A 26,740-nucleotide genomic window follows, 5' to 3' on the forward strand; every position below is an offset into this window, starting at 1 on the left:
TCACCTCTTTTTGTTGTTAAGCAACTGTCACTGTCGGTGCTACTACACCCACTGACTCATTGCCAGCAAGGTCTACGGTTGTAATTTTTATTTCAGGGGAAAATCCCGTGGTCAAACCTGTTAACCTATACTGATTCGTACCTGTTATGCCTTTCGCATATAGAGATCCGTCCACATAAATGTTGATATAACTCAAGTCTGCGTCAGTTGGTAATGTGTACGCTAAGTCGATTGTTTGAGCCTGGGGGCTACTTGTATTAGTAATAACTACTTCATCTGGAGGTGTCACATCGTTTTCAATATCGTGAGGTACTGCGTTAGGGTTGAAATCCTCTGCGTATATCCCTAATCCGACAGGACGGAACGGTGTGGCAGGAACTTTTGTCAATGGAGAGACAGCTCCAATACTCAAATACCTATACATTTCGTAAACTTTTTCAGGGCAATCAGTCTTTCTGACTCGCAAATTGGCTGCGTTGACACTTTGCGCATTGAAACCAATGGCCTTGTCTAGATACCCACGAATACCTTCTTCGGGATGAACTACAGCGATCCTAGAAGAATGAATTTTACTTGAGTACCTAGAAGCATTGAACTGGTACTTATAGTTTTTAGTGTTTTCCATAGACTCGTAAGCTCTAGGGTACTTTTTGTTTCGATCCGTCATCTTTGTAGGAGGTAGCTGATTAGGTGGAGCACTCCATGATAAGTAATGTGCTTGGTAACGGGCACCAAAACGAGAACGAGATACCATAACAGAATCAACACCATTTGAAGGATGGTGCGGGTAAAGTTTCAACAAAGGTTGTATCGTTTCACCAACCTTTGACCCTGGATCATCAAAATCGAAAGTTGAGACAATCGTTTCGTTGTCCGCATTTTGACTATTCGTGGTCAGCCTTTGAACAAGAGTGTTTTTAGTATCGATTGCACGTGCTGTGGTACCTTGTTGCGCTCTCTCAACAAGTAGTAGGTTACCAGATTTTTGAAGTAGCTTTACAATTTCTCCAGTGCCTTTATTTCCTATAATCAAGTACGTTGGTGCTTCGGGTAACTTTTCACCATCATTTACTAGAATCTGAGTTGCTTCTGATGTAATGTCTCTAGCTAAAGAAGTGGCCTCATTTGCAGAAGTAACTTTACTAGCAGGTGGGACAGTTCCTCCAAATAATGCGTATCCTTCGTCACCGTCCCCGTCAGTAGAATTTACCCTACCGAAATAAAGAGGGATGGTGGGGACTAAGTTACTCTCCCACGCAGGTGCGTTATCCGCTTGCAAGATGAGAAAAATTGTTCTGCTGTCCACATACCCCCGAACCCTAATCTCTGAATCTGTCCACCAGTTCGTGTGCCAAATCGGATTGTTTATATGCTCTAGGAATTGTGCTCTCAAGGTCGTCTTGACCATAGGTGACTGCATAACACGAGGGTCCGCTTTTGTAATTGCAAGCTCTCTCGAAGATGATTCAGGTACCCTAGAAAATTCGGTACCAAACACCTCGATATCTAAAGCAGATCGGATAACATGGTAAGGAGACGCTGATGTATAATGGCCGTCAAACTCCATGTCTGATCCTTCCGGGTCATTTACGCTATCTTCACTTGAATACCCGTACCACCACTCATACCAATTAATTCGATCATTGTCCCGGGATAAATTGTACGCAGTTCCTCCCATACCAGGGGCAGTGATGATGGATACGACATTATCGTTAGAAGCATAATTAGAGTTTGGTAACTTCTCAAGCATATAAAAATATAGGTTGGTTTTACTGGACGCCTCTGCAAATTTCTGTTTGACCCACTCTTCCCAAGAAGGTGTTCTACCAAAGTTCGAGTCCTTAGGATCTTGTTCATCATTTATCCGTCTGATTGGATCTGTTTTATCAGTCAAGTAGGATAAATAAAACTGAGCTACTGTCGCAAAACCGAGCAACTTACCGTCAGCATTCTTAAAAATGTCATGTTTTGCAATGGCATAGTTTGCTTTGCTAGTGCCTGAGACATAAGCTCGGGCGTCTACTACAGCTTTATAAAAAGACCTGGCTTTGACCCACCCATTTTCAGTAAGCATTTTACCGAAAACATCCTGTAAATTGTCTTCCTCGAATTTTAAAAGAGATTCCTTCGGGGTCGAGTCAATATACGGCATTAACTTCACCTTCTCTTCTAATTATTAGAATGCTAGAGGCATTAAAATTGAGGTACCTCTAGCACTACAGGTAAACCTATTATAGGAAACACCTGTCTAGATATAACCATTGGTTGTCTGCTATGAGACATCGCCGGTGACTTCGCTACCTGTTGATTTATTCCCTGAGTAATCTACAGAAACAACTTTAAAAGTAACTTCTCCTGCATTTAACCCCTTGAAGACGTATTCAGTAACACCTGTGACGCCCTCTACGTACTTCTCACCGTTAAGGAGTATCTCTACCCCTGCTAAATCGGTATCGCTAGGGTCAACCCACGACAATTTAACTTGACCCGGCTGAGGATTGCTCAGTTTAAGCTCGTTGACGTTTCCAGGAGCCTCTTCGTCTGTGGGATTAGGTCTAACCTTCCCATTCTGATTTAATCCTTCTTTATAAATCCCCAAACCCATAGGCCGGAAGTGAGTTGCTGGTCTTTTTGTCAGTGGGGATACTGCGCTTATAGAGACACACTGGTACACGTCGTACACTGTCTCAGATGAACCGTCTCTTAGGATACGTAGTTCACTAGAATTTAGGTTTGTTGCATTTAATCCAACTGCTTTACTTAGATGTCCTCGCAGCCCTTCTTCGGGATGGATAAGGTAAATGTGAGATGTTTGAACCTTTCCCGAATATCTAGAAGGATTGAATTGGTATCCGTTTCTTCCCCATGCACGTGGGTAATCTTTCAAATCATCAGAGTTTCCGTTATCTCTGGTTGGAGGCATGTCTTGAGCCGCCGTACTCCATGAAAGGAAGTAGCTTTGGTACCTTGCCCCTAACTTGGTTCTGTTTATAATGACAGAATCTATCCCATTTGACGGGTTTGACGGATACTTTTTAAGCACGGGCATTATACGTTTCCCGCCTTCTAACGTAATATCGTCAAAATCATAGTGGGATACCTCGGTAGACGAAGAACCCATCGGCACTGTCCCTGCAAACATCGCAACTGCTGGATCTCCTTCATCCACTGCTTCAATGTCACCAAAGTAGAAAGGTACAGATGGAACAACATTGTCCTCCCACATCGGCGTTACATCGGCCTGTAGAATCAAAAACATGCTCTTGCTATCCAAGTGGCCCCTAATACTTATCTCAGAATCTCCCCACCAATTAGTGTCCATATAAGGAAACTCAAGATTCTCTAAAAACTTTGCACGAAGAGAAGACTCTACAATAGGGGATTGCATGACTAAAGGATCAGCGGACTTCACAAACTCTGACCCAGCATTTGTCGACTTAAAATCTATACTTGTAACCTCTACGTCGAGCGCCATCCTTAACCGTTTCTCACCTTCTGATTCAGTTCCCCAAGGGGTGAATACGTTACTCCCTTCTTTAATGTTAGGTACCCTATCTAACATATAGAAATAAAGGGTGGTTTCTTCTTTGCGTTTGTAGAATTCTCTTGACATGTAGGCTGTTAGGGCTTCTTTTTCTGAGTCAGTTGAATTAAAGACATTGTAATACGGGAATCCATTGGCATGGTCTGTATAGTCTCCCCAGTCAGCGACTACAGCTAACCCTAACAAGTCTCCTCTAGCATTCCTTAGAATGACATGATTGGCTACTAGGAATCTGTCATCATGGCGACCTGCTACGTCATGCTCTGTTACAAAATGGACGGATGTAACCATTTTTTTAAACTCTAACGCCTTAGTCCAACCATGCTTTAGCAGCAGGTCTTTGAAGCCCTTTTGTAACTCCCCTTCTCGAATTTTGTAGGGGGAGAGAGCAGGAGCGTTATCGATATAAGGCATACACACACCTACTTTCAGTAATTTTTGTAATACATAAAGGGCGAGGAAGTTGTGTCCTCGCCCCCTTTCACCAATATTTATCGTTATGGACTAACCCCGAGTTGCGAGCAACTTCCTCAATCATTATAGTTTCCATAAGGAACTGTTTAACGACTGCTCGTTAAAATACGATTGGGGCGTTAGCTTTAACCTCATCCGGTACCGAACTAGGGCAATACAGTGTGTAAGACCACCTAGTTCCTTCATTTTTCCTGTTCATTGCAATTTTCAGCTTCCCATCAGAAGGTTTGTACTTAAAACCGAACGGACTTTTTTCTGAGTACGCATGGAATCCAGTTCTATGTTTTAATACTCCCCCCACATAAATAAACATCTCGTCAGGTTCGCTAAAGAAATTGTACTCAATGTAGTATACTCCTGATTCAGTGACATCAAACTTTCTGCTATTGTACCCCGAGTCCCCGTTAATAACATCGCTGCAATACGCTGTCGGAGCCGGGTCATTAGGTGCTGGGTCAGGCTCAGGGTCTGTAGTGCCACCCCCGCCGGTACCTCCATCTCCACCGGTGCCCCCGGTTCCAGTATCGCCAGATCCGCCAGATCCACCATCTCCCCCTGTTCCGCCTGTTCCCCCATTACCACCGTCACCATCACTTCCGGTAGGCTTGGATTTTACAACAACAGTTGAAGTTACCGTACATTGCTGACCATCTTCATACGTTACAACATACTTTATCGGAAACGTCCCGATCCGCAGAGCCTTAAATTCACCATTCCCTAGGTCATCTATAGCTGTTTCATCAACTTTGACAGCAATTTTCAGAACGCCCGATGTGTTTGAGTGAACTAATGAAAACTTACCTTTCTCCCCGACTTTGACTTCTAAATACTGAGATGGTGATATCTTTAATCCGCATGGTTCCGAAGGTTCATCGCCAATTAAAGGGACTTCGGCAGGTTTATCTATAAATTCCAACGGAGGTGTTGAAATCCTTTCGTAGCAATAGGCGTTTTGCAAAACACCGATTGCAGCCATCCTGAATTGCGTAGACGGTCTTTTTGTAAATGGGGAGTCTCCCTCAACTATAGTTAAGTAGTATTCGTCATATTGTACATGAAGAGGTCCCTCTACTTTCGGTGGATCTTTTGGTTCTGTCGGAACCTCTTCTCCCCCTGTACTTGGGTCTTCACCATAAAGGTTAGCCCATTGGAATGGGATTCGGACGTGAAGTTCCTTGGCTGTGTCTGTAACACATTTTAACCATACCTCGTATATACCTTCTTTGGTCATATTCATGAAGTCGTACATCGGGGTACCGTCGCCTAGATCCTTCTGAGTAAAGGCAATACCTCTCATTACAAGGAGGTCGGGATTGTTGGGGTCACTCTCTAGAGAAATTGATTTACCACCCTCTCCTGTGAGGTAGGGTTCTTCGACCAATGTATTATCTGTTTCTGTAACGAATCGCAAGAAGGCCTTAGCAGACACAATTCCCGCACTCTTTAAGCAATAAATATCAAGGTACGATACACTATGAAGTTGTATATCTATTACGAGCGGACCTTTTTGATGGTAAGTTATTACATCATGCACATCAGGGAATATGTGTCTTGAAGGAAGATGTCTCCATCTTATGGAATGAATGATTGGGTTTTGGTCGGTATCTGTATACCCTACATTTTGCGGAATAGTTAAATCAGGGATTGGAGTAATCGCCATAGATTTCCACCTCTATTCTTTTATTACTTCTACACTAAAACCCTGTAACTTTAAATCTCTCGTCAAATACTCCGATAAATAGGTATTACTCGCCTTATTTACTTCGACAGGTTGGCCTTCCTTTCTCAAAACCAGTTCATCGGGAATTCCCGCAAGCTCGCCTTTAAATCGAACACTCGTCTTTACATTTATAATGTTATTCAGAGACTTCACAATCACATCGTTATTACCGCTTATCTTCACTTGATGTAGGACTTCGCCATCATTGTCAATGAAAGCGAAGTTCTTACCTCTTGTGATTTTAAGTATCATCGTATACCCCCTATTCTAAAGGTTAGGGTCTATTCCCATTGCCTTTAATTGATTCATAATAAAGTCATGCTTTGCTGTGAACTTGTCACGTAAGAAAGGACGGTTGATAGCGTACATCATAAATGCCTCCGCAAAATCCTCAGCTGGCCCAAAACAACCATAGTCAGATACGGGAGCTAGCTTGCCATTGTCTAAAACAGTCCCTGAACTGCTTTTGGTAAGTTCATCGAAAGTACCATCAGACTTTCTAACCCAACCGCTGATATTTAACCATTCTTCCATTTCGTGCAGCTTGACTCCTAACTTATCAAAGCCATAGTTGGATACAGCGTGGCCCATCTCGTGAATTGCTACCTCTGCTGCTACATACGGAACAAAGTTATCGTCTGTCATCTCTTCTTTATAGTAGGTTAAATACTCACCACCAACTACAGGATTCCCGAAACCATTTGCCGATTTGATGTAGTCATAAGGTCTGTGTGCCTTGGCTGCTGATAAGGAATAGTTTAAGAGTTGAGGCTCGAAATTAACTAGTGACCTGAATGTAGAAAGAATGTTCTCTTTTGTACCATCTGTGTAAGAAACAGTTACTACATTATCCAAAACCCAAGCACCTACTACCCCACTGTCAGATTCATCTTCTTCATATACGTTGTTGAAATCCATCCAGTCGTAAACCTCACTCGGTACTTTGCTGATTAGAGGGATCATCTTATCTAATGTATCCCCTGACAAAAATCCCTCCGAACCAGGGAAAAAGTTCACTGGTTTTTGTAGCTTTACTGACATATAGATCGAGGCTCTTTGTAGATCTGACAAGCACGATAAATTATCAGCAGACCAGTCTCTAAATTCTGTCCACGTCTTATTTAGATTTATTTTTCCGGCTTGGGCGTCGGAGATGGTCTTCCATAGAAGTTTGTGATAATCTTCTACGTTTATTTTTGAGTTGGTAAGCTTGTACTTTGAAGAAGCGTCATAAAAGAAGTCTAGCCAATCGTTTCGCCCTTCCCAAAAAGTGACGCTCAATTCCCTGCCAATACCTTCCTCATTATTTAGCATATACTCCTGAGTAGCGGGGGAAGGTTTCCAATAAACATCGCTGATTGTATTTACTGGCACTGACCCGTCGCATAAATAATTGAACCGGTATTCCGCCGGCTGGTCTCCCTGATCGTCGGTAGGTTCTTCATCATTCGGCTGGGGACTCCAAGGACTTCGGGTAGATTCGGTGGGCGGCTGAGGATTGTACGGCAATTCATCACAATCCCCACACCAGTGAGGGAATTTCAGCCTATCTCCTTCCATTAAATTGATGAGAGGGATTAATACAATATTAGGTATATACCCTATGACGCCGTCCTCAGGGTGCATAACTGTCGCCCTAGATGAGTGGATTTTTTCACTATACCTTGACGGATGAAAGCCGTAGTTATAGTAACCGTAACGCAGGTAGTTCCATGCTCTAGGGTATTTTCTTGCAAACTCTTCTTCTTTGTCAGTCCCTAAAGATTTTTTGACCTTTCTTAACTCTTCTCTAGTAGGAGGCATTTGGTTAGGTGGGGCATTCCAACGAAGAAAATGTTCCTGGTATCTAGAACCGTACTTTGTCTTTTTCACCATCACTGAATCAATTCCGTTTGAAGGATGGTGAACGTAATTGCGAGTAATAGGTTGTAGCGTATCAGTCTTTTCTTCTACATTATCGAAGTCGAAGAATTTCCCGACTTGCGTACCCCCTAACATAGCTATCGGAGTTTCATTTGGCTTAGTTGTGTTTTTGGTTACAAGGTTTCCGAAAAAGAAAGGGACTAAGGTTACTCCGTTATCCTCCCACATTGGTGCAGAGTCAACTTTCAATGTAAAGAAGGCACTGGTTTCATCAAAAACACCTCTAAGTTGTATTAAAGAATCGGCCCACCAGTTTGTGTTGGTCTTGTAGTTCAATTTACCGATGGACGCTACATGTTCTCCAGTATCTCCTTTTAGTTTCATAGTGATTATAGGTGACTGTTTCATATCAGGGTGGTAGTCATTTTTGTTATGGTACTCAATATCTAAACTTGCTTTATGGACCCCAACACCACTGTCATCACCTAAAACAGTTACTGGAGTTGCCTTTCCTCCGCTAATAAAATGGGTATAACCCTCATACTTATCTAAGGTGTATGCATAAACGGTAGTATAGTCTACAAAGTCCTTATAAAAATTAACAAACCATTTAAGTAAATCCTTTTTATTTGTTGGTAGGTCCTTTGTTGAAATTTTCACTGCTCCTGTCGATTGAGCAAAAGCAAGTAACTGATTGTCCCATCGTCTAAAAATAAGGTGTCTTGTTATGCATAGCATTCCTTCGGTCGGAAGTTCAGGAGAAGTGTATCCTTTACTTGTTTTTACAAACAGACCTTTTTCAAAGCTGATTTTATAAAGGTCGACTTTAGCAGCGTTCTTATTGAAGTCTTGCCACCAATAGTTACCTGATTTATCTTTAAAGCGTCTAAACACTTTATCAAACAAGTCATCTAAGAAACTATCATGTCTAAGTGTTTCTTCGACAAAAGGCATAGAATTAACCCCCTTGTGCGGTTGTATTATCTCTGAGTCCTTGGTAATTGACCCAAGCGTACTTAGACTGCCCGCCACGATTATTGAATTTAAAAGTTATGGTTTCACCCGCTTTAATTGACTTTACAGCCATTAGCTGAATTCCTTCCGGTACATCTTTGGTATAGATATTCTTGCAGATGTAATTGATAGGTTGATCATCCTTAACAAAAACACTCCAACTATCGGTCGGATGGTATCTATTTGCACCTACTGCAATGCTAGTCAATTCTATATCCATTGGAGGTGTGTATTCTGCAACAAATTCCCCAACTTGCCCCGGGATCTCCAGTAAAATCCCCTCAGTGTAGGGTACAGTCTTTGTTGGCATGAATGGGTAATCTAAACGTCCTCCATTAAGGTGTCCGACCTGCCCTACTCTATCTAACTCGCCACCAACAACTATATTTGCACCAAAGGACATTGGTTACACCTCACTTTCTTCTTCATCGAATTCTTCGTATAGGTCTTCCTCGTACTCAGAACCAGCAAAATCCTCAGTCACCTCAACTTCGACATCTAAAGGTATGTCCTCGGGTTCAGAGGGATCGAATCCGTCAGCCCAACCGTTTTCAGGAGGTTCGATGTCGTCTTCGGGGAGGTATTCTGTATCTGCATAATCCTCAGCCTCATCGACTTCTGTATCATACCCTTGGTCAGATCCACCACCGTCATAAAACTCGTTAGGATCATCGAATGTTTCAGTATAGTCCTGTTCTACATCTAAATCGATCCACTGGTTATCTTCGTAATATGTTAGGTCAACTTTTTTAAAATCTCCGTAGCCGCCTTCTCTTACAATGTTGGCAGTTATACCCTGAGTCCTCTCCAGGAATTGCGTAGCTATATCCACTTGGACAATCATTAAGTTGTTGATGTATTCATGATCAGGGACTGTTTCAGGTACAGGCGGATCTAACCCACGAACTAAAGAAATGGTATCAATTGCCCCATTTCGGTATACTATGAACACTTTCTTTATAACCCTAGGGTCAATAATGTTCGAAGTATCCCGTTCAACCTGAAATGATTCTACTTGCCATTGATAAGGATTTAAGGCCGCTGAATCTGAAATACTTCCGTCTACCTCTCCTTTCAACAGAGGGCTTTCAAATTGATGGGATACCCCTTTACCTTGATTTAACTTTCTATTTATTAAGTCCAGAATCGGGTACACATCGTTTACATTCATGTAGTTACTTTGAGTCATCTACTCACCAACTTTCTCCAAGCATTATAAGAAAAAACAAAGGTATTCCTAACAGAATGTAGGAATACCTGATTAGACAGTACCTTATTAAACTATCCTTGCTTTACTTACAACACTCTTAGGGGCAGTCCCAGGGCAATACAAAGTGTATTTCCACCCGGTCCCGTAACTGACGCCTCCTTCATTAATTTTAACTTTAATTTCCCCATCTGACGGTCTGTAATAAAATCCGATTGGTCCACCGTCACCATGACTAACAGGTTTATCAAGTGCAAATCTTTTCTTACTGCCGGTGTAGATAGCTATTCTATCCTTTGCTTCATACATCTCCCACTCAACATAAACATAGCCAGCTTTTGTCACCTTGTGTGTGAATGAGGAAGAACCGTTGCCCGATTTTACAGTCTGACCACATGCGACTTTGTTTTCACCTTCTACATCCTCAGGAGAAGTTTCAGGAGGGATATTGTAAATCGGCTTATCCTTATAATAGGAATTTGTATCTTGCCAAGTCATTTCTAAAAAGTTGACCATACCTTCCTTATTGCCGACAAGCCTATTACCTTTAACGATGTAGTACCCTGCGGTTGACGTTGTTTGATCGTACACATAGGCCCCGTCTAACACTTCGATCATAGGATTACCTTTTACTACAGCATTGTAAGTCCTAGCTTGCCGTTTCATATCAAAAAACAATTTTTCTGCGATATCCTCTTTCATCCCTCTTGCGTTAGACCCATAGCTCTCATCTACCCATTCAGAGACTACCTTTGCAGTTCTCATCTTACCTTTTGTTGATATTAACAAATCCTTGTCAACAAAATGCTCAATCTGCCCCCCACTACCGACAATCATAAGATGGTTTCGTACACGAGAATGGTCTACAGAAGAGGTTAGAGAGTGAAGATTCTCACTGTCAATAAATTCCCACTTTGCGTCTACAGCTGTTAGATTTCTTATGTTCTCTAAACGAAATGTGCCATACCTATCGCAGTAAGCTCGGTACATTAGATCACCAATCAACTCTTGAATAGCGTCAGAGGCTCTTGTACCTTCTGTAAAGTCTATCGCCTGTACGTATGGATTTTTATATCCATAGGCGTCTTTGACAGTAGATATTTTTTTCTTGACGTACTCTTTTTTCTTAGAGTCCCATACAACGGCAGTTTTACCTCCACGATCAATATCAATATAGTAGGTTTCTTCTATAACTGCGTCCGGGTACTCTAAGTCATCCTCAACTACCCTCCAACCTATGAGTCCTGACTCGTTAACGATGTTATGCACGATTGCAGATTTTACCCACATGACGACAGGCTCCTTTTCATCCCCGTGGATTTCATCCCTCCTAGGAAATGTTAAAATCCTATCAAAGACGTGTTCCTCCAACTCATCGTACATATCTACACAATTTATTGAAATTGTACTTGCTTCTGAGTCTTCTTCTATTTCCCCCTTAATTCGTCCCGTAAAGACCCTTACTAAGTTTTCACCGTATCCAGCATAGATCCGTACAGGAGTTGCTTCACTTAGAACGTGTCTTACCGCTCCCTGTTCATAATAAGACATGTCTGAATCTCTTCTGTTCTCAGGGAATACTGTCGTTCTTGTGTAAGTTGGGGAGTACGTACCTAATTTGTTATCTAACGTAAATCTCGCCGTACCTACCCTGCTGTCAAAATGGGTGCTTACTTCCCATTCAGTAATATCTTTCTCTATAGCAAAGGTGGTCTCATATACAAATGCTCCAGTATCTAACCACACGTCTCTCTTGCGAGCAACAATGCTTTCTTTTACATACGCATTTTCCACCTCGACCACTTTAAAGCACTTAATGCCGAACTCTGCTTCTCCACTTACGTTATCTATGGTGAAATCAAGAATGTGGGAATTCACTCCCGCCTGGTCACTTACTGAATATTTACCGTAAATAGGTGACTCGTAAGTTGGTTTGACCGTATTGTTAGATTTGGTATACCGTTTGACAACCAACCCATCATAGGTGACGGTTACTGAATCCTCGTCCTTCAAGTTTGCAAAATAAGCGTACTCGTAGTATCCGTCCGCAGAGAAATTATGCTTATAACCAAAGTCCTTAACCTGTCCCTTTTTTATGTTCCCGCTAAAACCTATATACCTTTCTCCTGTTGTAAGCGATGTAAAGTGTTTTATATTTTCTTTACCAATCCAATTACTGCTAAGGTCGGCATTCTTATCAAAACATTTATTAAATTTAATGTTATGGACAATTTCTTTTTCTACTGTAGAAGATCCCGAACTTCCCGCAGCAATTTTCTGGGCGCCCGTTAGTATAGGGTATCCGTCAAGGTGTCCGTTTCCTCCGTAGACCCATTGGTTCTTCCAAACTTCAAAATGTAAGTGAGAACCAAAAGACCCACCCGTATTACCTACTCTCCCAACTCTCGTTCCAGCCTTGATTTTTTGGCCTGAACGTACTTGCAGAGAGCCATCCTTCATGTGTGCATAGACTGTCCCATATCCGTTGGGGTGCTTCATCATTACGACATTCCCGTAAGTGGTACTCTTATACGCTCTTTGGACAGTACCATCCCAGGCCGCCACTACCCATCGGCCATCTACCCCTGCCGATCCGCTGCTTTTACTCGTAATATCAATTCCTTTGTGCATTCGACCTCCACGAAGTCCATGTGGAGATGAAAGCTTTGCGTCTCCTGAGAAACTCATACCCTCAATAGGGAACACTGGCTTGGACGAGTCAGATGTAGAATTGTAGATTTCTATGCCTTTATTTTCTATAGAATATACCTCTTCTTCCCCGCATGCCGAGCATTCTTCCTTAGCTATATTAGCACTTATAGAAGAACTGCTAGAAGACCCTATTGAACCAGCTTCTCTACAGTTCCATTTACTCGAACCTTGTAGAGCCTGGCTTCTGATTATGTCGTAATACTGCTTTACTCTTACTTTCCAGTTTGCTCCGTCAGCGGACCATACCCATTTCCCGTACCCTTTATCCCCACCTTCATGAAAGTAATCAATGTCACTTGCCGTCATATTATTGCTGGAGTTTATCTTAGAAAATCTACTACCCATTGCGTCAGCATATCTTTTAGCTGCAAATTTTGCCTGAGTATCTATACCTGAATAAGTGTAGTCGCAAGCACCAGGGCACCCATACCCCACAATGAAACTACCTTTTTCAGGTTTACCTTGACCTAATGTTCCAAAGGCTGTCTCGTGTTTAGCTACAGCTAGAAAAAAGTAATAGGCTTGAGTCGGTAATCTGTATGCTTTCGCCCACCTATTAAAAGCACATTTAATGTACTCGAAGCGGTCTCCTGATTCTCCCCCTGAGGTAACTTTTGTAGGTTCTTCTGTTAAGGGGGATGTCATCTCAGCGTTCGATTGCACTTTTTCAAGAGAGGCTGATCGTATTCTATCCCATACCTCGAACTTGCTTCGCATACCGGGTACGTACGATACTTTATCTAACTCAATTACAACTCTCGGCTCATGACCGAGTGCGTTAACTTTCCTCATAACATCATGCAATAACTGCTTTGCAGGAGTATCTTTATCGAAGACGTTTGTCACTTAAATTCCCCCTATCTGAATCTTTCTAAAGCCCACTCAGAAAATCTATGGAGATAAACTACAGCTTCCGCTTTAGTTACACAGACCTCGGGCTGGAAAGAATTATCCTCATATAGAGGAAAAACGTAACACCCGTCGTTGAATTTCTCATCTAATATATTTAAAACATCTTCTGAGTACCATTTACCGACAATTTTCTTCCTGTCCGAAATGTGCCTCTCTGTCTTATCTACACTATTTGGATGATACCCACGGTCTGTGTATTTCCCATAAAGGCTTTTTCTCATTCGTTGCAGAATGACAAAGAATTCTGCTCTTGAAACAGTGATGTTTGGGAAAAACCTATCACTGTTCATTACACATTTCGAAGAAGGGACTACCTTCTCTTTCTGTCTATTTTTCACTACAGCACCCGACTTATAGTTGTAGTTGACATAGATCGGGAATTGGTTAAGGTTATAGGAGACGTAGAGAACCCCGTTAATGATTGTAAAACAATCATCCTGGTCCCCTATTGTTCGAGTAAGGGCTGCTTGTATTGATTCTCCCTCAGCCTTATCGACATTCACTCTTGTTAACTTTTTACTCATGCAGACTGCCACTTCATTAAGTGAGTACCGCAAATCAAAAACATATTTTTTGTACATTTCAAGTTTTTTACTCGGGTATGCTAAAGAGCAAGTGCTAGTCAGTGGATACGTTTGACAGTTTTTTGGTGTGTGGTCTCCCTGGTGCATTTGCACAACCCCTGAAAGGCAAATACTCACCTGTTTATTCCCTGCCATAGGGAATCCAACATGGACATAGTCCTTTTCCAGTTTAGTCGGGTTGTATGGAATGCCGTCCACATAAACAACGACAGTCTCTCTAGAATCAGGCTTGTACCCTTTTATGTGGAACTTCGTCTGCCCACCTGTAGTGGTAAAGTTATAAACCTTTCTTGATTTACCTGTAACAAACTTGTTGTACCGTTTCGGAGTAAATAAAGTCTCTTCTCTCTTGGAATCTAAGAATATTTTGTCAGCTTCCAACACTGATCTGTAAAACCAATCTTTAGGGCTGACATCTAACCATTTCTTTGTCACATCAGTACCCCCTAAGAATTTTCTCTATATATTTGTATGTCCTTGTCATAAAGGCGGTTGTTTGCGCCCTTGTTATCCAAACCTCAGGCTGGAAGAACTGGACCTCTGTACCGTCACTAGCATAAGTAGCAATCAAGCCCCTTTGCTGCATTTCATCGATATACTGTTGCGCCCAATGATTCTCTATATCGATATATGGATACTCATGCCTAAATTCAAAGTCTTGTTTTCTAATAAGAGCTAAACTGACAGTCACAAGGTACTTTGATTCAAACTCGACTGATTCTATGTCAAGCTCTCCGGTCACCACTCCTACATATATTGTTCCTTTTTCATCATAGTATTTGTGTTCTGCTCCAATGAACTGTAACCAGTCAGCAAATTCCTCTTTACTGTAAAAAAGGAATTGCAATGTTGTCTGATAATAGGACGTCCCTTTTCCCACTAAACCTGCTGAGGATTGTACGTTCGTGTTTACTCCTGAAAGCATTGTTGGTACTGGGGGTTTGTACTCTCCTGTAGGTCTACCTCTAACCTGGATGAAACGAACCCCGTTATCGTAAAATAGCTTTCGCTTAAAAACATCGTCATTTGTTTTATTAGGTTTCTGTTGAGCCATCAAATCACCCCTAAGCATTATAAGAAAACCCCACCTAAAATTAGATGGGGTCTTGTAATCTAAAAACTCCTGTAACCTAAAGGGCCACTATTCAACTGTGTACGCAAGGCTTGCGACCGGCCGTCAGCTAAACCCTGACCCAATGAACGACCTAAATCAGACAGCTGCTTGCTACCCGTTTTGTCAGTTACATTAGGGAGTGTTATGTTGACGTACATATCTCCTGACTGAACCGTGAAGTTAGAGTGAGATCCTTTACGAGCCATGTAATCATATTGGGACATTGCGCTGACACCGTCAGGCAGGTTAAATGTCCCACCCATTTGAGACTTTAGCTCTTGATGGATACCGAGTTGAGCTTGGAGTGACTGTTTTGTCAGATCTCTGATGTCTTTCATAACTTGCTCATACTCAGACGAACCTTTTGAATAATTTCCTAGGTCTGCCCTTCTTTGTGCAAGAGTCTTGTCCACAAGAGACTTCCGCTCTTGTAGTTCTCTAATTCTCAAATCTCTAGCCAAGAAACTGTCGTCCGACACACCTGGACCAAGATTGACACGTTCCTGCATGTACTTGATCTCCATGTCATCCATTGAGTTATTAAACGGATTCTTCCAAGCTTGTAGCCTTTGGAGTCTTAGATTTTTCACTTCTAATTGAGCACTTGCAATTTGTTGACGTAAACTCTGCATTGCGTCACCAAGTTTATTGTCAGGATCGGCCATATTTTGAGCCTCTAAGTTGGACAATTCAGATTGTAAGGAAGATATTAAAGACTGGTCATTTCCAATCTGAGCGTCATAGAACTGCGGCGTATCCGTATTCATAGAGATACTGTTTAAGGTATCCATGTATTGTTTTTGAGCCGATGATCTTGACACATTGTTCTGCATAATAGTTAGATACCCATCAACTTTTGTACGTTGTTCTTCAAGGGCCAGCTCCTTCATTTTAGGTTCAAATTCTTTATTGACCTCTTTTTGTTTAGACTTGGCCTCATCAAGAGCGTCTTTTGCAGATGCGTACTCCTTAGACCCCTTACCTTTTCCTTTGGATTGGAGTTCTCGAAGGGCTTCCTCCCGCTCTTTAACGAATTGGTTAAGGGCGTCAATCTCTTCCTGGTATGCTTTTCTCTCTTTGCGGATAGCTTCGAGTCTGATTTGCAGGTACTCTTCGGAATCAGACTTCATCCCGTTAAGTAGCGCACTCATCTGAGTTAAAGAGTTTTGGCTCTGTACATCTTGAACCCTCTCTTCTATCCGAGTTTTCATCTGATCTACAGAGAACCATTGTAACTGGCCGTCGTCGTACATTTGATTTTCCCATGCTTTCCTGGCTTCCTCAGCTTTCCTCTTTCGCTCAGCTTGCTCTGCCTCTGAAATAGCATACTCTTTGTACTGTTTTATGAACTCCTTCTCTTCCATCTTTTGCAATTTGTTGTTCGAACCGGATTCATCTAAATAGTTCTTAGTCAAATCGTCTAGAGTGACAGGATCAGCATACTTGTCCTTAGCTTTCGCCTCTTCATTCGCTTTATTGACGGCTTTTTTCCAGTCTGATGTCCCATATTTCTCCTTCATCCAACTTTCGAATTCACCTTTAAAGTTTTGGACATCGTCCATACCTACAGAGGTGTTTCCAAGAAACATATCTTTTAGTTGATTCCAGTACAACACGGTACCTTTACTAAATTGCTGGAGACTCGTAAACTCTCCCAACAACCCGCCACCTTTTTCAAAGGAAGCATACTCCTTTGCTGCCTCATTCTTCGAGTTCCTGTAATCCCGGATGTCTTTCTGACCATCAGTAAGCAGAGAGTTCTGACTAATCTCTCCAATAACATCTCCGACTGCTAAAGCAACACCTAGCTGTTTGGCAAAGCTTCCGATATTACGGGCAATGCCCATAATTGCGCCACCGGCTCCTCTTGCTCTATCGGGAATAGAATCAAGCAAATTCAAGAAAGAGTCCATTCTATTTCTAGAAGCTCTTTCAGCCTCATTTCCTACATCTCGAACTGCTCGACTAAGATCTCTGTAGGATTCTGTACCCTGTCTAGTTGCGGAGGCATTTCTCCGGGTCCTTTCTTCATACTTCTGCATGGCTTGATTCAACTCATCCATGTCCTTGATAGCTTTCCCTGTGCCACTATAATTTTGATTAAGGAATGACTCGAAGTCTTTTCTTTTATTGTCATCCATATCGGCCAGTTTCCCAGCAGTGTTTCGATCCTTACTGTCGAGGTTGTCAAATTTATTACGATCCTGTAGAGAATTTACTAACTCAGCTGCAAACTCTCTATCGAAGACAGCCTCTAACGCCCTTGAATTCATCAGATTGGTCGCATTGAATGAGGAACGTTGATGTACCTCATCCACAGTCATTCCAGGTTTGTTTTGCCGGTAGCCTCTTGATTCATCCATAATACTTAACAGGTCCGTTACATTGCCGGCCCTGCCCTTATCCTTTACATACTGCCTAATCTCCCTTTGTCTATCCCTATCCAAGTTAGCCAGCTCTTCGAAATAAGGTCGTAAGGTATCATTCTTCATGGCAGTATTAAAGAATTTTCGATCTGACATGTTTTGTGAGGCTTTCTTTCCAGTGTCAGACTTATCCAGAATGTATTCATCCATAAACCGGGTCGCACCGTACTTTTGTCTACCTGACAGCCCAGTTTCACCAAAATAGTTACGTCTCATCTCTGCATTGGTTTTATGCTCATCGTATTTCCCCCACTGCCCTAATTTCTTCACTCCGTACATAGCACCGAAGCCAATAAGAGCGTTGGTTAAAACACCTATTACATTAGCAATAGTTTCAGCATTATCTTCCAATCCGTGTGCCAAGTTGGTGATATTTTTTGATAACATTTGAATTTCAGGACTCATCTCCTCAAGGATAGAAGTTAAAGCGTTGTCCATAGAAATTCCGGCACGTTCCATATTTACAGTAGGGGCGTCCATCGTTTTCGATAACATGGTTGCTAGCTTATCAGGGTTCTTTTGAAAATCCTCAATTTGCTTCATCATGTTGAAGAAATTCAAATCACCCGTACCCATAGCATTCATATCATCTAAAAATGACATAATTTTGGAGTAGTGGTAACCGCCACCTTCGTCTAGCATAATCTTAGCAATTTCATCTTCACCGGTACGGCCACCATTAGTCACCTTAGCAGTATCTTTAAGAATATCAATAAGACTTCTACGTTCTTTTAAACCGAGATCGTTAGTTTTATAGACGTCAATACCTTTACCTTGTAAATCGTCTACAACAGTAGGCAATGTTACACGAGAAGCAAGTGTTTTAAACATGTTACCTACTACTTCACCTGTTTGTCCCGACCGTTGAATAGCAATGGCATTTAAAGCTACCGCTTGATCTGCGGATACTCCCGAAGCATTTAAAGCAGATCCTGAACGTGTCATTGCTTTCATTACTTCGTCGGAAGTAGATTTAGTTTTATTTGTAGCGACTGCAAAAGCTGATACGACATCGTTAAGTTCCCACACAGACAACTTAAACTGTGCCATTATTGCCTCTAAACCCGGTGCGATAGTCCCAACCAAATCAGACTCATTATCTAACCGATAAATTTTTGCTGCTTGGTCAGTAAACATTTTGGCCTCTTCTTTATCCTCTGTTAGACGAGAAGCAACCGCCGCTACCTGAGACATCTTCCCATAATCAAGCGCATAGAAATTAGACATTTGTTTGACGTCGCCCATCATTTCTTTCAGGTCCGTGTCAACTGAACCCCAGTCTGTTTGTCCATTACTGTTTGTGTATGCGTCCTTTAGGGACATGTTCTGCATGATTTTAAGTTGCTCTTCTTGGGATGTTCGGAATGTCTCAACAGCCTGATACATCGCCATCATAGGAGCACCTACCATCGAACCTGCTACTATGTGACGAACAGTGTTTGTCACTGCCCCCTCTAAACCAAAATTATTAAAGTGGTCGTCCCGACGAGCATATGGGTCAGAATATGTCGGAGCGGAATCCTTCTTAGTGCTGTTGTTGTTTATCACCGTGTTATTGTAAACATTGCCGCCACTGCCGCTGTTAGACATAGAGCGTAAACGTCCATTCCGGTTAATCGCTCTTGGCTCAGCAGTAACGGAACCTACCTCAGATCTCATGTACTCGAATTGTTTGTCAATAGACTCTCTAATCTTTTTGACAATGTCGTTATTCAACTTATTAATCTCATGGATCAGATAATGTTTAATGCTGTCGCTTGGTTCAATTTCTACAGCACGGACTGATTGCTTTAATTGACTCATCAGTTTACTAGTGCCTGATGTTATCTTACTGTTTATAGTTTTCTCCAAACTCCCAAACTGTCTCTGCAACTCGTAGCTGCGTGCAGATCCTGTATCGATTGTCCCCAGTGTCTTATTTAACTCTGCTGGCGACACCTTCAAGTCATCAGCAATATACTGCTGCAATCTCTTAGACAGAGTCTTCATCGGGACTTCTACTGTACGAGGATCAATTCTTTCGATACCACTACGCATGGATTTAGCGTAGCTCTCAACGACATTGTCGATTCTCTTAGTTGTCCTTAGAATCTCATCCTCTATCTTGTTGTCCTTCTTACCGACCCCATCAAAGTTGAAATTCAAAGATTCTTTAACCTTGTCCTTTATCTTCGAAACCATCTGCGAGATGTCTCGCTGTGAGATCTTCAATGTCTGTCCATCAATATCTACATCAGGATTTAGCAACAAAGGCTTTAGCTGTTCCTTTATACTAAGTATAATATGTTTAACAGTCTCTTTGGAAACGTCCAATTCAAGACCTGATAAATGATCTTTATTGATCATTTCCCCGCCATTCTTCCGAAGTGACGAGACTAGGTTTTTAACTTGGATCTTCACTAACCTAGCGATCTCTTTATTTAACTCATCGAACTCATCTTTTCCAATTGGGATTGTTCCAGTGTTGTAGTTCGGGTCTATTTTTACATTTATGTTCCCAATCTGTTTTAGGATTGCCCGATTCAATTCAGCGTCCACTCTCGCAAACAAGTTACGGACTGTGTCTTGCCTAATTTTGAGAGGTGCTGTACCTATAGAAGATAAAGCTGCTCCGTTAGTGGACACGATGTTGCTTAGTTCTTGTTCAAGCTGCTTCCTAAGATTACTCCCTGTAGATTTGGAGGCCTGAGTAGAAAGAGCAGACAGGGAATTTTTCATGGAGTCGATACGTTGGTCTAGTCTTCCGAAACGAGCGTCAAGCAACTCCATCTGCTCACCAAATGCTTGTATGTTAGCAATAGACTTATGGAACTCGAGGACAACATCTGCCCCAATACCCATTCCTTTTCCTTGCACTTCATCACTCATTTCCTCACCACCCTGTTTATAAACTAAAACCTGCCTTTCCAGTAGCTAGAAAAGCAGGGATAATTACAAGATACTCGCTAACCACTCCATGTCCTCGACATCAGCTACTTCGTACCCGTCAATAACTTGTTTTCCATCCTCATTGACATACGTTCCTGTCTGTTCGCTGGAGTTTGAAGAACCTCCACCAAACAGTCCTGAAAAAGCCATAGAGTTGACTTTCACAGTAAACTCAATATGTTTACGACACTTTTTAAGGTAGTAATTCAGCTGAGGTAGGGTTAGCTCCCAAACATCCTGTTTTTTGAAACCTAAGTAATGACCTAAGTTGAAGAATATTTCCGCCCAGTCGACATGGGCTTGTTCATCATAATTTTTTTCTTCTTCCTCAGAGTCTATAACGACTTTTTTAGCCCATTCAGACCAATCATGATGTCGATAATCTCTTTAGCAGAAACAATGTCAACATATTTCCCAAGATATTCAGCAGTCATGTTGGGGTAGTAAGGTTTAAAAGCCATAAGCAGTACATCAAGCAGTTCCTCATAACTATCTTTCCCCTCATCGTCCGCAATTAAGTTAGCAATAATCACACCTGTATCGATAGTGTTTAGTTTCTTCATTAAATTTTTAGCGTCAAGTAGCCCTAGCGGAGGAATTTTATAACTGATACCGTCCCTAAGTCGTACTGATTCGTCTTCCTCAAAGAATACCTTTTCGATGAACTCTGATTCTTCTTTGGATAGAGGCGCAGGAGTCTCTTCTTTAACTTGTGTTGCTTGCATGTCGCCTTCTTGATTCTGTATATCAACTGTTTTTTGTTGACTTTCTACAACCGGTTGTTCTCCGGCCCTGTTAGGAATTGCAATATTACGATGTTCAGCCATATCTATTCCCTCCTATTAATTAATCCCCTATCTATCACCAAAGAGCGAAAAGCAGGGGAATCTCAAATGCTCTCAGGATCAATATAAGGAAGTACGTACAAATCGTAACACCCTCAAGAAAAGCAAAAACCCCGCACCAAGTGCAGGGTTTGATTATTTTTAGCAGATGTCCCCATCCGCATTGATTTGATAACGTTTCATTGAACCAAGACGTTCATCAGAACGTTCGGGATCAATTACTGTTAGCGTTACCGAATGAGTAGCAGCAGTTTGTCGGGCAGCGTCCAATGTAAAGTTGGATTTTACACGGCAAGCGTACAACTCAGTTTGATACCCTTGAATAGAACCGTCTTTCTGTTCAAATTGACCATCGTGCACTACTGAAACAGTGAGAGGAAAATCTTTCGCTCCAATAGCCATTACGTCGACCACCTCAGGACGTTTATAGTTCACGTATACTTGCTCACCATCCAAGTAGTCATTAAAGGTTACCTCACCAGTCGATGGATCGATGACGTACTCTCCTTCACCAGGGTTACCTGTTACTTTCTTTAGTAGTTTGTTCTCTTTGGTTAAGCGGATAGAGACGTGCTCAGTTTTACTTGAAGCAGACCCTAATGCTCCACCAAACAAAGGGTGTTTCAATTGAACTTTGCTTCCTTTGACGTCATGCTTCTCTTCTAAGACCCACACAAATCCATCAGGATCAATAGAAGAAGCAGATACCGGGTAATAAACAACAATTTCATCACCTGCTACAGCACCACTAGACAGTGTAACTGTAGAGCCGGAAGATTTAACATCGCTCTCTGATACAAAAGATCCTGCTGTTTGGTTGAACGCCTGTACTTTTGGTGCCCCTGAGCTAGTTAGGATAGGGTTAGACACGGTAACTGTGATTTTGCCCTCTCCATCGTCAGTAGCTGTAACAGCTTCGTTTTTAAGTTCGTAAGGTAGGCCACTTACACCTTCTCGCAGCTTGGCACCTAACACCAGACGGACCATATTCATGTCAAATTTAGCGTCTTCGGCTGTAATGTCAATGACCTTTTTACGCAAAAGTGTGTCGATTGGAGCGGATGTATCTCCACCTTCAACATCGACCATGTCTAACTGAATATCTAATCGCATATTAGTCATGTGCCCCAATGTGATTAAGTCATCACAACCTGGGATTTTAGCCATGAATTTACCTGCACCCTTAATAATCATCTTTTTATTTTTACCGGAGAACTTATCAAACTGTGACAATTTGTCTCACCCCTCAATTCCGAATGTAAATTCTACTTGTGTAAAATACTTATAGGTGTTTTCAAGGTCAGTCTCATCCTCCGCTGAGGTTACAAAATGACCTTTGAAACTGCTTCCTTTAGACAACGGTAGGTATTTGCCATCAAAGAGATAGTTAATTCGATCTGCTATCTCGATGGCTAACTCTACGTCATCATTTGTGTAAATGTCGAAGTCAAATGCAGTAACGTAAGATAAGTAATTCGTTAACTCTCTTTGCCCCGGCAGTTTGTAAAACGTGATTAATGGTAATTTACCGTCAACCAGTTCAACAGGATTCTTTCTTTTTTGAATTCGTAAAGCCATGTCTGTAGAGGTGGTTGATTCATCAAACCCCATCAATTTCCGAATGACTTCATCCTCCCTCAATGTCTTATGGATACAAGCATAGACATCAGAGATGTACAAGAAGGCCATCCAATCACATCCTTTTGTAGATGTTTGCAACACTAATATAAGAAGAGATCGGCACAGATTTAACAGCTTCGAGAACATACTCATCCAAATGCTTAGCACCTGTCCAAAAACCTCGTTCAAACCAGTGGCTAGCTTTTACCGGCTCCCCTCTTCTGGACATGGCAGATAAAGGTTTGGGCTTCCCTTTCGTCTTGGAGAAGTGTTCATTTCCTCCAGCGTCCTTCCACTTTCCGAAAGGTCGTGTCCACACTCTCTCGCCCACTCGCTTAGGACGAGCGATATTCCAATTTGGATCATCAGTTGGGCTGTAGCTCTTAGGAGGGTTCATTAAGGAGCCAGTACCGTATTCGTAGTAAACTAATCTAAAAGATTGATTGGGCTGGCTTTCGTAGCCAGCCCTAAATTGAGAGGTTATTGAGTGCGAGGTTTTAACAGACGCAAATCTAATAGAACTCTTCATTGCACTTACGTATTTCGAATCCAGCTCCCTAAAAGTAAGTGCCCCAAAATTCATTAGGATAGATTCAAATACTTCTTTCTCCACTTTATCTAAGGCTAGCTTTACGGCCGCTTCTATTGCTCTGATGTAATCAGCTTGGTTGAAACTTACAAACCTACCCATACAATCACTTCCTAATATCCTTTGCAACTTCAATGACCACTAAATTAGGGAACGAGGTGTAGTCTAAAGACACTACTTTTAGTGAGAGGGTCTTTGATCTGTAACCAATCGTAATTTGATCAGTCAAATCTATATTTAAAGCGGTCGTGTATATACGATGTTCGGTTTCAGGATTAAGTCCAGGGTCAAACTGTCTTAACTCACTCCCCACATCCTCTAGGTAACACGGTATGTCCGTGTATTTTTCTCCGAAACTTGTCTTAATGTTCCCTCTATCATCAGCAATCTTAGAATTCCCTCTCAATGTTATCTTGTGATTACATTTCATGAGGTTAGCGACTACAGATAAAGACCTGTTGCCGTCGTACTCTTGATGTGTAGTGACTACGACATAATCTTCTCTGTGGTTTTTATTAAGGACGAAGTCTCCTGAATCAATATCAAAATCAGGAAGAAAAATTCCTTCTTTTTGGCTCTCAGACATCTTCAAATTAGAGTTTGATCGTGCTGCTCTCCCTAAAAGCGCTTTAGTCTCCATGAGTGTTTCAGGTGAACCGTCAATATACCGTTGAACTTGAACAGCGGTTCCGTATTTTCGAATTATTGTAGACTTATAACCTTTACTCATAACGTTCTCTCACCGCCCTTTTTGAAGGAGCAACCACAAACGTATTGGTGGTTCCGGCACCTGTGTAGCATTCAATACTATTTAAAAGACTGTCCGCTGTAGTAAGGAGATCGTCCTGTAAATCGTCATATTTAACAGGAGATCGTCTCCAGGTAACGTCTATTGTCTTCACTTCATACTCGACACGACCTTTGACAGTAGAGCATAGCTTTGAAGCTATTAAGTGGATCATGGCAATTCGTGCTTTTTCTTTATCGGCCTTGGGTACATCAGTACGGTCCAGGCATGGGACTAGACTTAGAACCTCCAATTCCGCTAAATCGAAGAATGCCGGATCTAAGATATCTTCATCAGACAAAGTCTCAGAATCTACTCCTCCTAACAACCTACGGACCGATTCGATGAAGGCTAGATCAGTCACGGGATCTATGACAATGTTTAAAGCCATCTAAATCACCTACTCTAATTCGGAAATTTTCACCTCAGGTTGACTTGCGGCCATTAAATTGACTACAGCAACATCTTTGAAGACTTTCCCCTCACCTTTAAGAAGGCGTTGGTCCTTGTCTCCCACCTGAACTTCACCTGCATTTACGTAAACATCACCATTACCTAAGTTTTCAACCTTCAATGAGACATTTTCGTTTTTTGCATGGTAAATAAATTCTGTAAAGATACCCAGCTGATGGACTGTTTCAGTTACAACCTTGTCATTGGATTCTTCACTTTCTTCACTCGCAGGGGCGTCTTCGGTGATTTCAGAAACCTCTTTAGTTTCAGTTGATTCATCACCAACCTCTGTCGACGACTCTAGCTCCTGCACCATTTCCTCTAAAGCCTCAGTCTCCAATTTCTTTAGGTTTGTTTTAGTATCTACTCCCGCTTTATAAAGCTCTTCAACCATTTCTGTTTTTGTCGCCATTTGTTGTGCCTCCTTATTCAATCGTTATTAAAAAAAGAGGTGGGTAGGGAGTCTACCCTTTGCCCACCTCTTTCATGCCAAAAGAATGTCGTATTCTATTACGTTAATGGGTTAACGATGTCAGGTAGTACGATAGCGCCAAGATCGGATGTAATCTTTTGACCGTACCATTCCTCAGTCTCAATCCATAGGGTTTTAGAATCTTCTGAGTAGTATTCACGAGTCTTTTGATTACCTACAACATTGGCTTGCGGGTTTGTCCATTGGTACGTATAGGCAGCGGCAGGGATATCACGTGCTGCTCCCTTCGGTAAGTACATAAGAACGGCATTGTTGCCCCAAATGTAGTTAGTCATACCACCTTGCCCAACTCGACGTTGGTTGCTTGTCGCTCTACGGGCATTAGCTACAATTAGGTTGTCTACCCCAAGTAACTGTTTGATAGCTTCATCAGATACCATCTCAGGAGATGTAAAACCAGCCAAGGTAGATTTCAACTTCGGATGGAATTTTAGAATGTTGTACACAGGTTTTGATAATACAAGTGTATTCATGTCCATACCGCCGAGACGCTCTACCTTCTCTCGAAGTTTAAAGACATCCTTCATTGGATCGGAATTTTCATAGTCAGACCATTTAATCAAGTCAGCTGTTGCGGATTCACCAACAGATACCCTAAGGTCCTTATGGAAATTGTTTTGATTTGTCATCAGATTTGCCGTATTAATCTCTTTATTTAGAAGCAACTTCGCTTTAACCTGTTTTGCGGCCATCTCTTTCAAGTTGAAGATAGCGTCTTCGTCAGCGTTTGCGATCTCTTCATCGTATAGTGCGTAACGTTTTGCATAGCCTTCTGCGTAGTAGGCGTCCTCACTCCATCCAGTACGCATTTCAGAAGCGACTGTACCAGGCGCTCTTCGGATGTCGTCATCCGCAACCATGTGGTCCTGATAATCAAAAACCATGTACTTGTCTGATTGTTTCTGGACCTCGACAATCGGTACTACCTGCTCACCAATAAAGTTCTGTGTATCTGTATAAGAAACAGAAATGTTGGTCAAAAACTGATCGTAGTGTGTGTTCTTAATATTATGCTGACCATGTGTTGGCATTAATTGTTACCTCCCTTAAACAGTTTTAGCACGAGGACGAATCAAGACTTGGACTTTATCCCCCGCATTCACTGAATTTTGTGCTTCACCTAGAATATTTGCGACAGTTCCTTCCGTTAGGCCTGCGGCCCGTTTTGCTTTTCCTCCAGCGGCTACAATAACCTCTTCACCGAAGGCGATTGGCTCTACAGCTTCGATTTGAGCAATACGGTCTAACTGAACAGCTACTGTCCCGCCATCTCGGTCCTCATATTGATAAGAGACAATCCCTACAGGGATTAAATTATCTTCCTTAGGGACCTCTACCTCACGCATTTTGCCACTATAAACAACAGCTTGATCAATGCCAACTGTTGTAAATGTCTCGTTAGCACGGAATGTATAAGGTCTCTGAAAACCAGTTACGTTACCTGCCATCTCCTAT

21 protein-coding genes are annotated in these 26,740 nt (G+C 41.9%); all 21 read right to left on the reverse strand.

The genetic code is table 11. The features are described 5' to 3' along the window. Positions 1-16: 16 nt before the first annotated feature. The 21 genes from V756_RS0108790 to V756_RS0108890 all read right to left on the reverse strand — a co-directional run bounded on the left by V756_RS0108790 (position 17) and on the right by V756_RS0108890 (position 26,733). Complete coding sequence (locus V756_RS0108790) at positions 17-2,152, reverse strand: hypothetical protein (RefSeq protein ID WP_024714340.1); 2,136 nt, start codon at positions 2,150-2,152, stop codon at positions 17-19. Positions 2,153-2,272: 120 nt separating this feature from the next. Beyond that, positions 2,273-3,958 (reverse strand): hypothetical protein, encoded by a 1,686-nt coding sequence (locus V756_RS0108795; RefSeq protein ID WP_024714341.1) that lies wholly within the window; start codon positions 3,956-3,958, stop codon positions 2,273-2,275. 160 nt (positions 3,959-4,118) lie between these two features. Beyond that, on the reverse strand, positions 4,119-5,678 hold the full coding sequence (locus V756_RS0108800; protein WP_024714342.1) for a hypothetical protein: 1,560 nt from the start codon (positions 5,676-5,678) through the stop codon (positions 4,119-4,121). A gap of 12 nt (positions 5,679-5,690) precedes the next feature. Continuing rightward, a complete protein-coding gene (locus V756_RS0108805; protein WP_024714343.1) occupies positions 5,691-5,990 on the reverse strand; it encodes a hypothetical protein in 300 nt (99 codons plus the stop codon). A gap of 15 nt (positions 5,991-6,005) precedes the next feature. Beyond that, the gene (locus V756_RS0108810; RefSeq protein ID WP_024714344.1) at positions 6,006-8,555 is read right to left on the reverse strand and encodes a hypothetical protein; all 2,550 of its coding nucleotides are present in this window, start codon (positions 8,553-8,555) and stop codon (positions 6,006-6,008) included. Positions 8,556-8,559: 4 nt separating this feature from the next. After that, positions 8,560-9,018: a DUF8551 domain-containing protein gene (locus V756_RS0108815; RefSeq protein WP_024714345.1), complete on the reverse strand. Its 459-nt coding sequence runs from the start codon at positions 9,016-9,018 to the stop codon at positions 8,560-8,562. Between the two features lie 3 nt (positions 9,019-9,021). After that, the gene (locus tag V756_RS0108820) at positions 9,022-9,804 is read right to left on the reverse strand and encodes a hypothetical protein (protein WP_024714346.1); all 783 of its coding nucleotides are present in this window, start codon (positions 9,802-9,804) and stop codon (positions 9,022-9,024) included. Positions 9,805-9,891: 87 nt separating this feature from the next. After that, positions 9,892-13,380, reverse strand: coding sequence for a M23 family metallopeptidase (locus V756_RS0108825; RefSeq protein WP_024714347.1), 3,489 nt, complete (start codon positions 13,378-13,380; stop codon positions 9,892-9,894). An 11-nt stretch (positions 13,381-13,391) separates the two neighbouring features. After that, positions 13,392-14,465 carry a hypothetical protein gene (locus V756_RS0108830; protein ID WP_024714348.1) on the reverse strand — a complete coding sequence of 358 codons (1,074 nt, stop codon included), beginning with the start codon at positions 14,463-14,465 and terminating at the stop codon, positions 13,392-13,394. 1 nt (position 14,466) lies between these two features. Next, positions 14,467-15,084, reverse strand: coding sequence for an S-layer homology domain-containing protein (locus V756_RS0108835; RefSeq protein WP_024714349.1), 618 nt, complete (start codon positions 15,082-15,084; stop codon positions 14,467-14,469). A 59-nt stretch (positions 15,085-15,143) separates the two neighbouring features. Continuing rightward, positions 15,144-20,438, reverse strand: a complete 5,295-nt coding sequence (locus V756_RS0108840) for a phage tail tape measure protein (RefSeq protein ID WP_024714350.1) — start codon at positions 20,436-20,438, stop codon at positions 15,144-15,146. A gap of 63 nt (positions 20,439-20,501) precedes the next feature. Further along, positions 20,502-20,648 carry a hypothetical protein gene (locus V756_RS1000000124360; RefSeq protein ID WP_250635414.1) on the reverse strand — a complete coding sequence of 49 codons (147 nt, stop codon included), beginning with the start codon at positions 20,646-20,648 and terminating at the stop codon, positions 20,502-20,504. Positions 20,649-20,833: 185 nt separating this feature from the next. Further along, positions 20,834-21,223 carry a DNA polymerase III subunit gamma/tau gene (locus V756_RS0108850; protein WP_370444921.1) on the reverse strand — a complete coding sequence of 130 codons (390 nt, stop codon included), beginning with the start codon at positions 21,221-21,223 and terminating at the stop codon, positions 20,834-20,836. 261 nt (positions 21,224-21,484) lie between these two features. Further along, complete coding sequence (locus V756_RS0108855; RefSeq protein ID WP_024714352.1) at positions 21,485-22,576, reverse strand: YomU family phage tail tube protein; 1,092 nt, start codon at positions 22,574-22,576, stop codon at positions 21,485-21,487. Between the two features lie 6 nt (positions 22,577-22,582). Continuing rightward, a complete protein-coding gene (locus V756_RS0108860; protein ID WP_024714353.1) occupies positions 22,583-23,032 on the reverse strand; it encodes a hypothetical protein in 450 nt (149 codons plus the stop codon). Positions 23,033-23,036: 4 nt separating this feature from the next. After that, on the reverse strand, positions 23,037-23,654 hold the full coding sequence (locus tag V756_RS0108865; RefSeq protein ID WP_024714354.1) for a hypothetical protein: 618 nt from the start codon (positions 23,652-23,654) through the stop codon (positions 23,037-23,039). Between the two features lie 4 nt (positions 23,655-23,658). Continuing rightward, entirely contained in the window at positions 23,659-24,282 is a 624-nt protein-coding gene (locus V756_RS0108870) for a hypothetical protein (protein ID WP_024714355.1), read from the reverse strand. Beyond that, positions 24,275-24,730 carry a hypothetical protein gene (locus V756_RS0108875; protein WP_024714356.1) on the reverse strand — a complete coding sequence of 152 codons (456 nt, stop codon included), beginning with the start codon at positions 24,728-24,730 and terminating at the stop codon, positions 24,275-24,277. Before V756_RS0108875 ends, V756_RS0108870 begins: the two co-directional genes overlap by 8 nt. A gap of 9 nt (positions 24,731-24,739) precedes the next feature. Further along, a complete protein-coding gene (locus tag V756_RS0108880) occupies positions 24,740-25,204 on the reverse strand; it encodes a hypothetical protein (RefSeq protein WP_024714357.1) in 465 nt (154 codons plus the stop codon). Between the two features lie 98 nt (positions 25,205-25,302). Then, on the reverse strand, positions 25,303-26,316 hold the full coding sequence (locus tag V756_RS0108885; protein ID WP_024714358.1) for a hypothetical protein: 1,014 nt from the start codon (positions 26,314-26,316) through the stop codon (positions 25,303-25,305). Positions 26,317-26,331: 15 nt separating this feature from the next. After that, positions 26,332-26,733 carry a hypothetical protein gene (locus tag V756_RS0108890; RefSeq protein ID WP_024714359.1) on the reverse strand — a complete coding sequence of 134 codons (402 nt, stop codon included), beginning with the start codon at positions 26,731-26,733 and terminating at the stop codon, positions 26,332-26,334. Between the last annotated feature and the right edge of the window lie 7 nt (positions 26,734-26,740).

The sequence above is a fragment of the Bacillus tequilensis KCTC 13622 genome (assembly GCF_000507145.1).
Taxonomy (GTDB): Bacteria; Bacillota; Bacilli; order Bacillales; family Bacillaceae; genus Bacillus; species Bacillus tequilensis.

Coding starts and splice junctions, on each gene's coding strand:
- V756_RS0108800 (WP_024714342.1), bottom strand. CDS start 5,678: ATGGCGATTACTCCAATCCCTGATTTAACTATTCCGCAAAATGTAGGG.
- V756_RS0108870 (WP_024714355.1), bottom strand. CDS start 24,282: ATGAGTAAAGGTTATAAGTCTACAATAATTCGAAAATACGGAACCGCT.
- V756_RS0108860 (WP_024714353.1), bottom strand. CDS start 23,032: ATGGCCTTCTTGTACATCTCTGATGTCTATGCTTGTATCCATAAGACA.
- V756_RS0108880 (WP_024714357.1), bottom strand. CDS start 25,204: ATGGCGACAAAAACAGAAATGGTTGAAGAGCTTTATAAAGCGGGAGTA.
- V756_RS0108875 (WP_024714356.1), bottom strand. CDS start 24,730: ATGGCTTTAAACATTGTCATAGATCCCGTGACTGATCTAGCCTTCATC.
- V756_RS0108840 (WP_024714350.1), bottom strand. CDS start 20,438: ATGAGTGATGAAGTGCAAGGAAAAGGAATGGGTATTGGGGCAGATGTT.
- V756_RS0108890 (WP_024714359.1), bottom strand. CDS start 26,733: ATGGCAGGTAACGTAACTGGTTTTCAGAGACCTTATACATTCCGTGCT.
- V756_RS0108835 (WP_024714349.1), bottom strand. CDS start 15,084: ATGGCTCAACAGAAACCTAATAAAACAAATGACGATGTTTTTAAGCGA.
- V756_RS0108810 (WP_024714344.1), bottom strand. CDS start 8,555: ATGCCTTTTGTCGAAGAAACACTTAGACATGATAGTTTCTTAGATGAC.
- V756_RS0108865 (WP_024714354.1), bottom strand. CDS start 23,654: ATGGGTAGGTTTGTAAGTTTCAACCAAGCTGATTACATCAGAGCAATA.
- V756_RS1000000124360 (WP_250635414.1), bottom strand. CDS start 20,648: ATGGCTTTTTCAGGACTGTTTGGTGGAGGTTCTTCAAACTCCAGCGAA.
- V756_RS0108815 (WP_024714345.1), bottom strand. CDS start 9,018: ATGTCCTTTGGTGCAAATATAGTTGTTGGTGGCGAGTTAGATAGAGTA.
- V756_RS0108885 (WP_024714358.1), bottom strand. CDS start 26,316: ATGCCAACACATGGTCAGCATAATATTAAGAACACACACTACGATCAG.
- V756_RS0108820 (WP_024714346.1), bottom strand. CDS start 9,804: ATGACTCAAAGTAACTACATGAATGTAAACGATGTGTACCCGATTCTG.
- V756_RS0108805 (WP_024714343.1), bottom strand. CDS start 5,990: ATGATACTTAAAATCACAAGAGGTAAGAACTTCGCTTTCATTGACAAT.
- V756_RS0108850 (WP_370444921.1), bottom strand. CDS start 21,223: ATGCAAGCAACACAAGTTAAAGAAGAGACTCCTGCGCCTCTATCCAAA.
- V756_RS0108790 (WP_024714340.1), bottom strand. CDS start 2,152: ATGCCGTATATTGACTCGACCCCGAAGGAATCTCTTTTAAAATTCGAG.
- V756_RS0108795 (WP_024714341.1), bottom strand. CDS start 3,958: ATGCCTTATATCGATAACGCTCCTGCTCTCTCCCCCTACAAAATTCGA.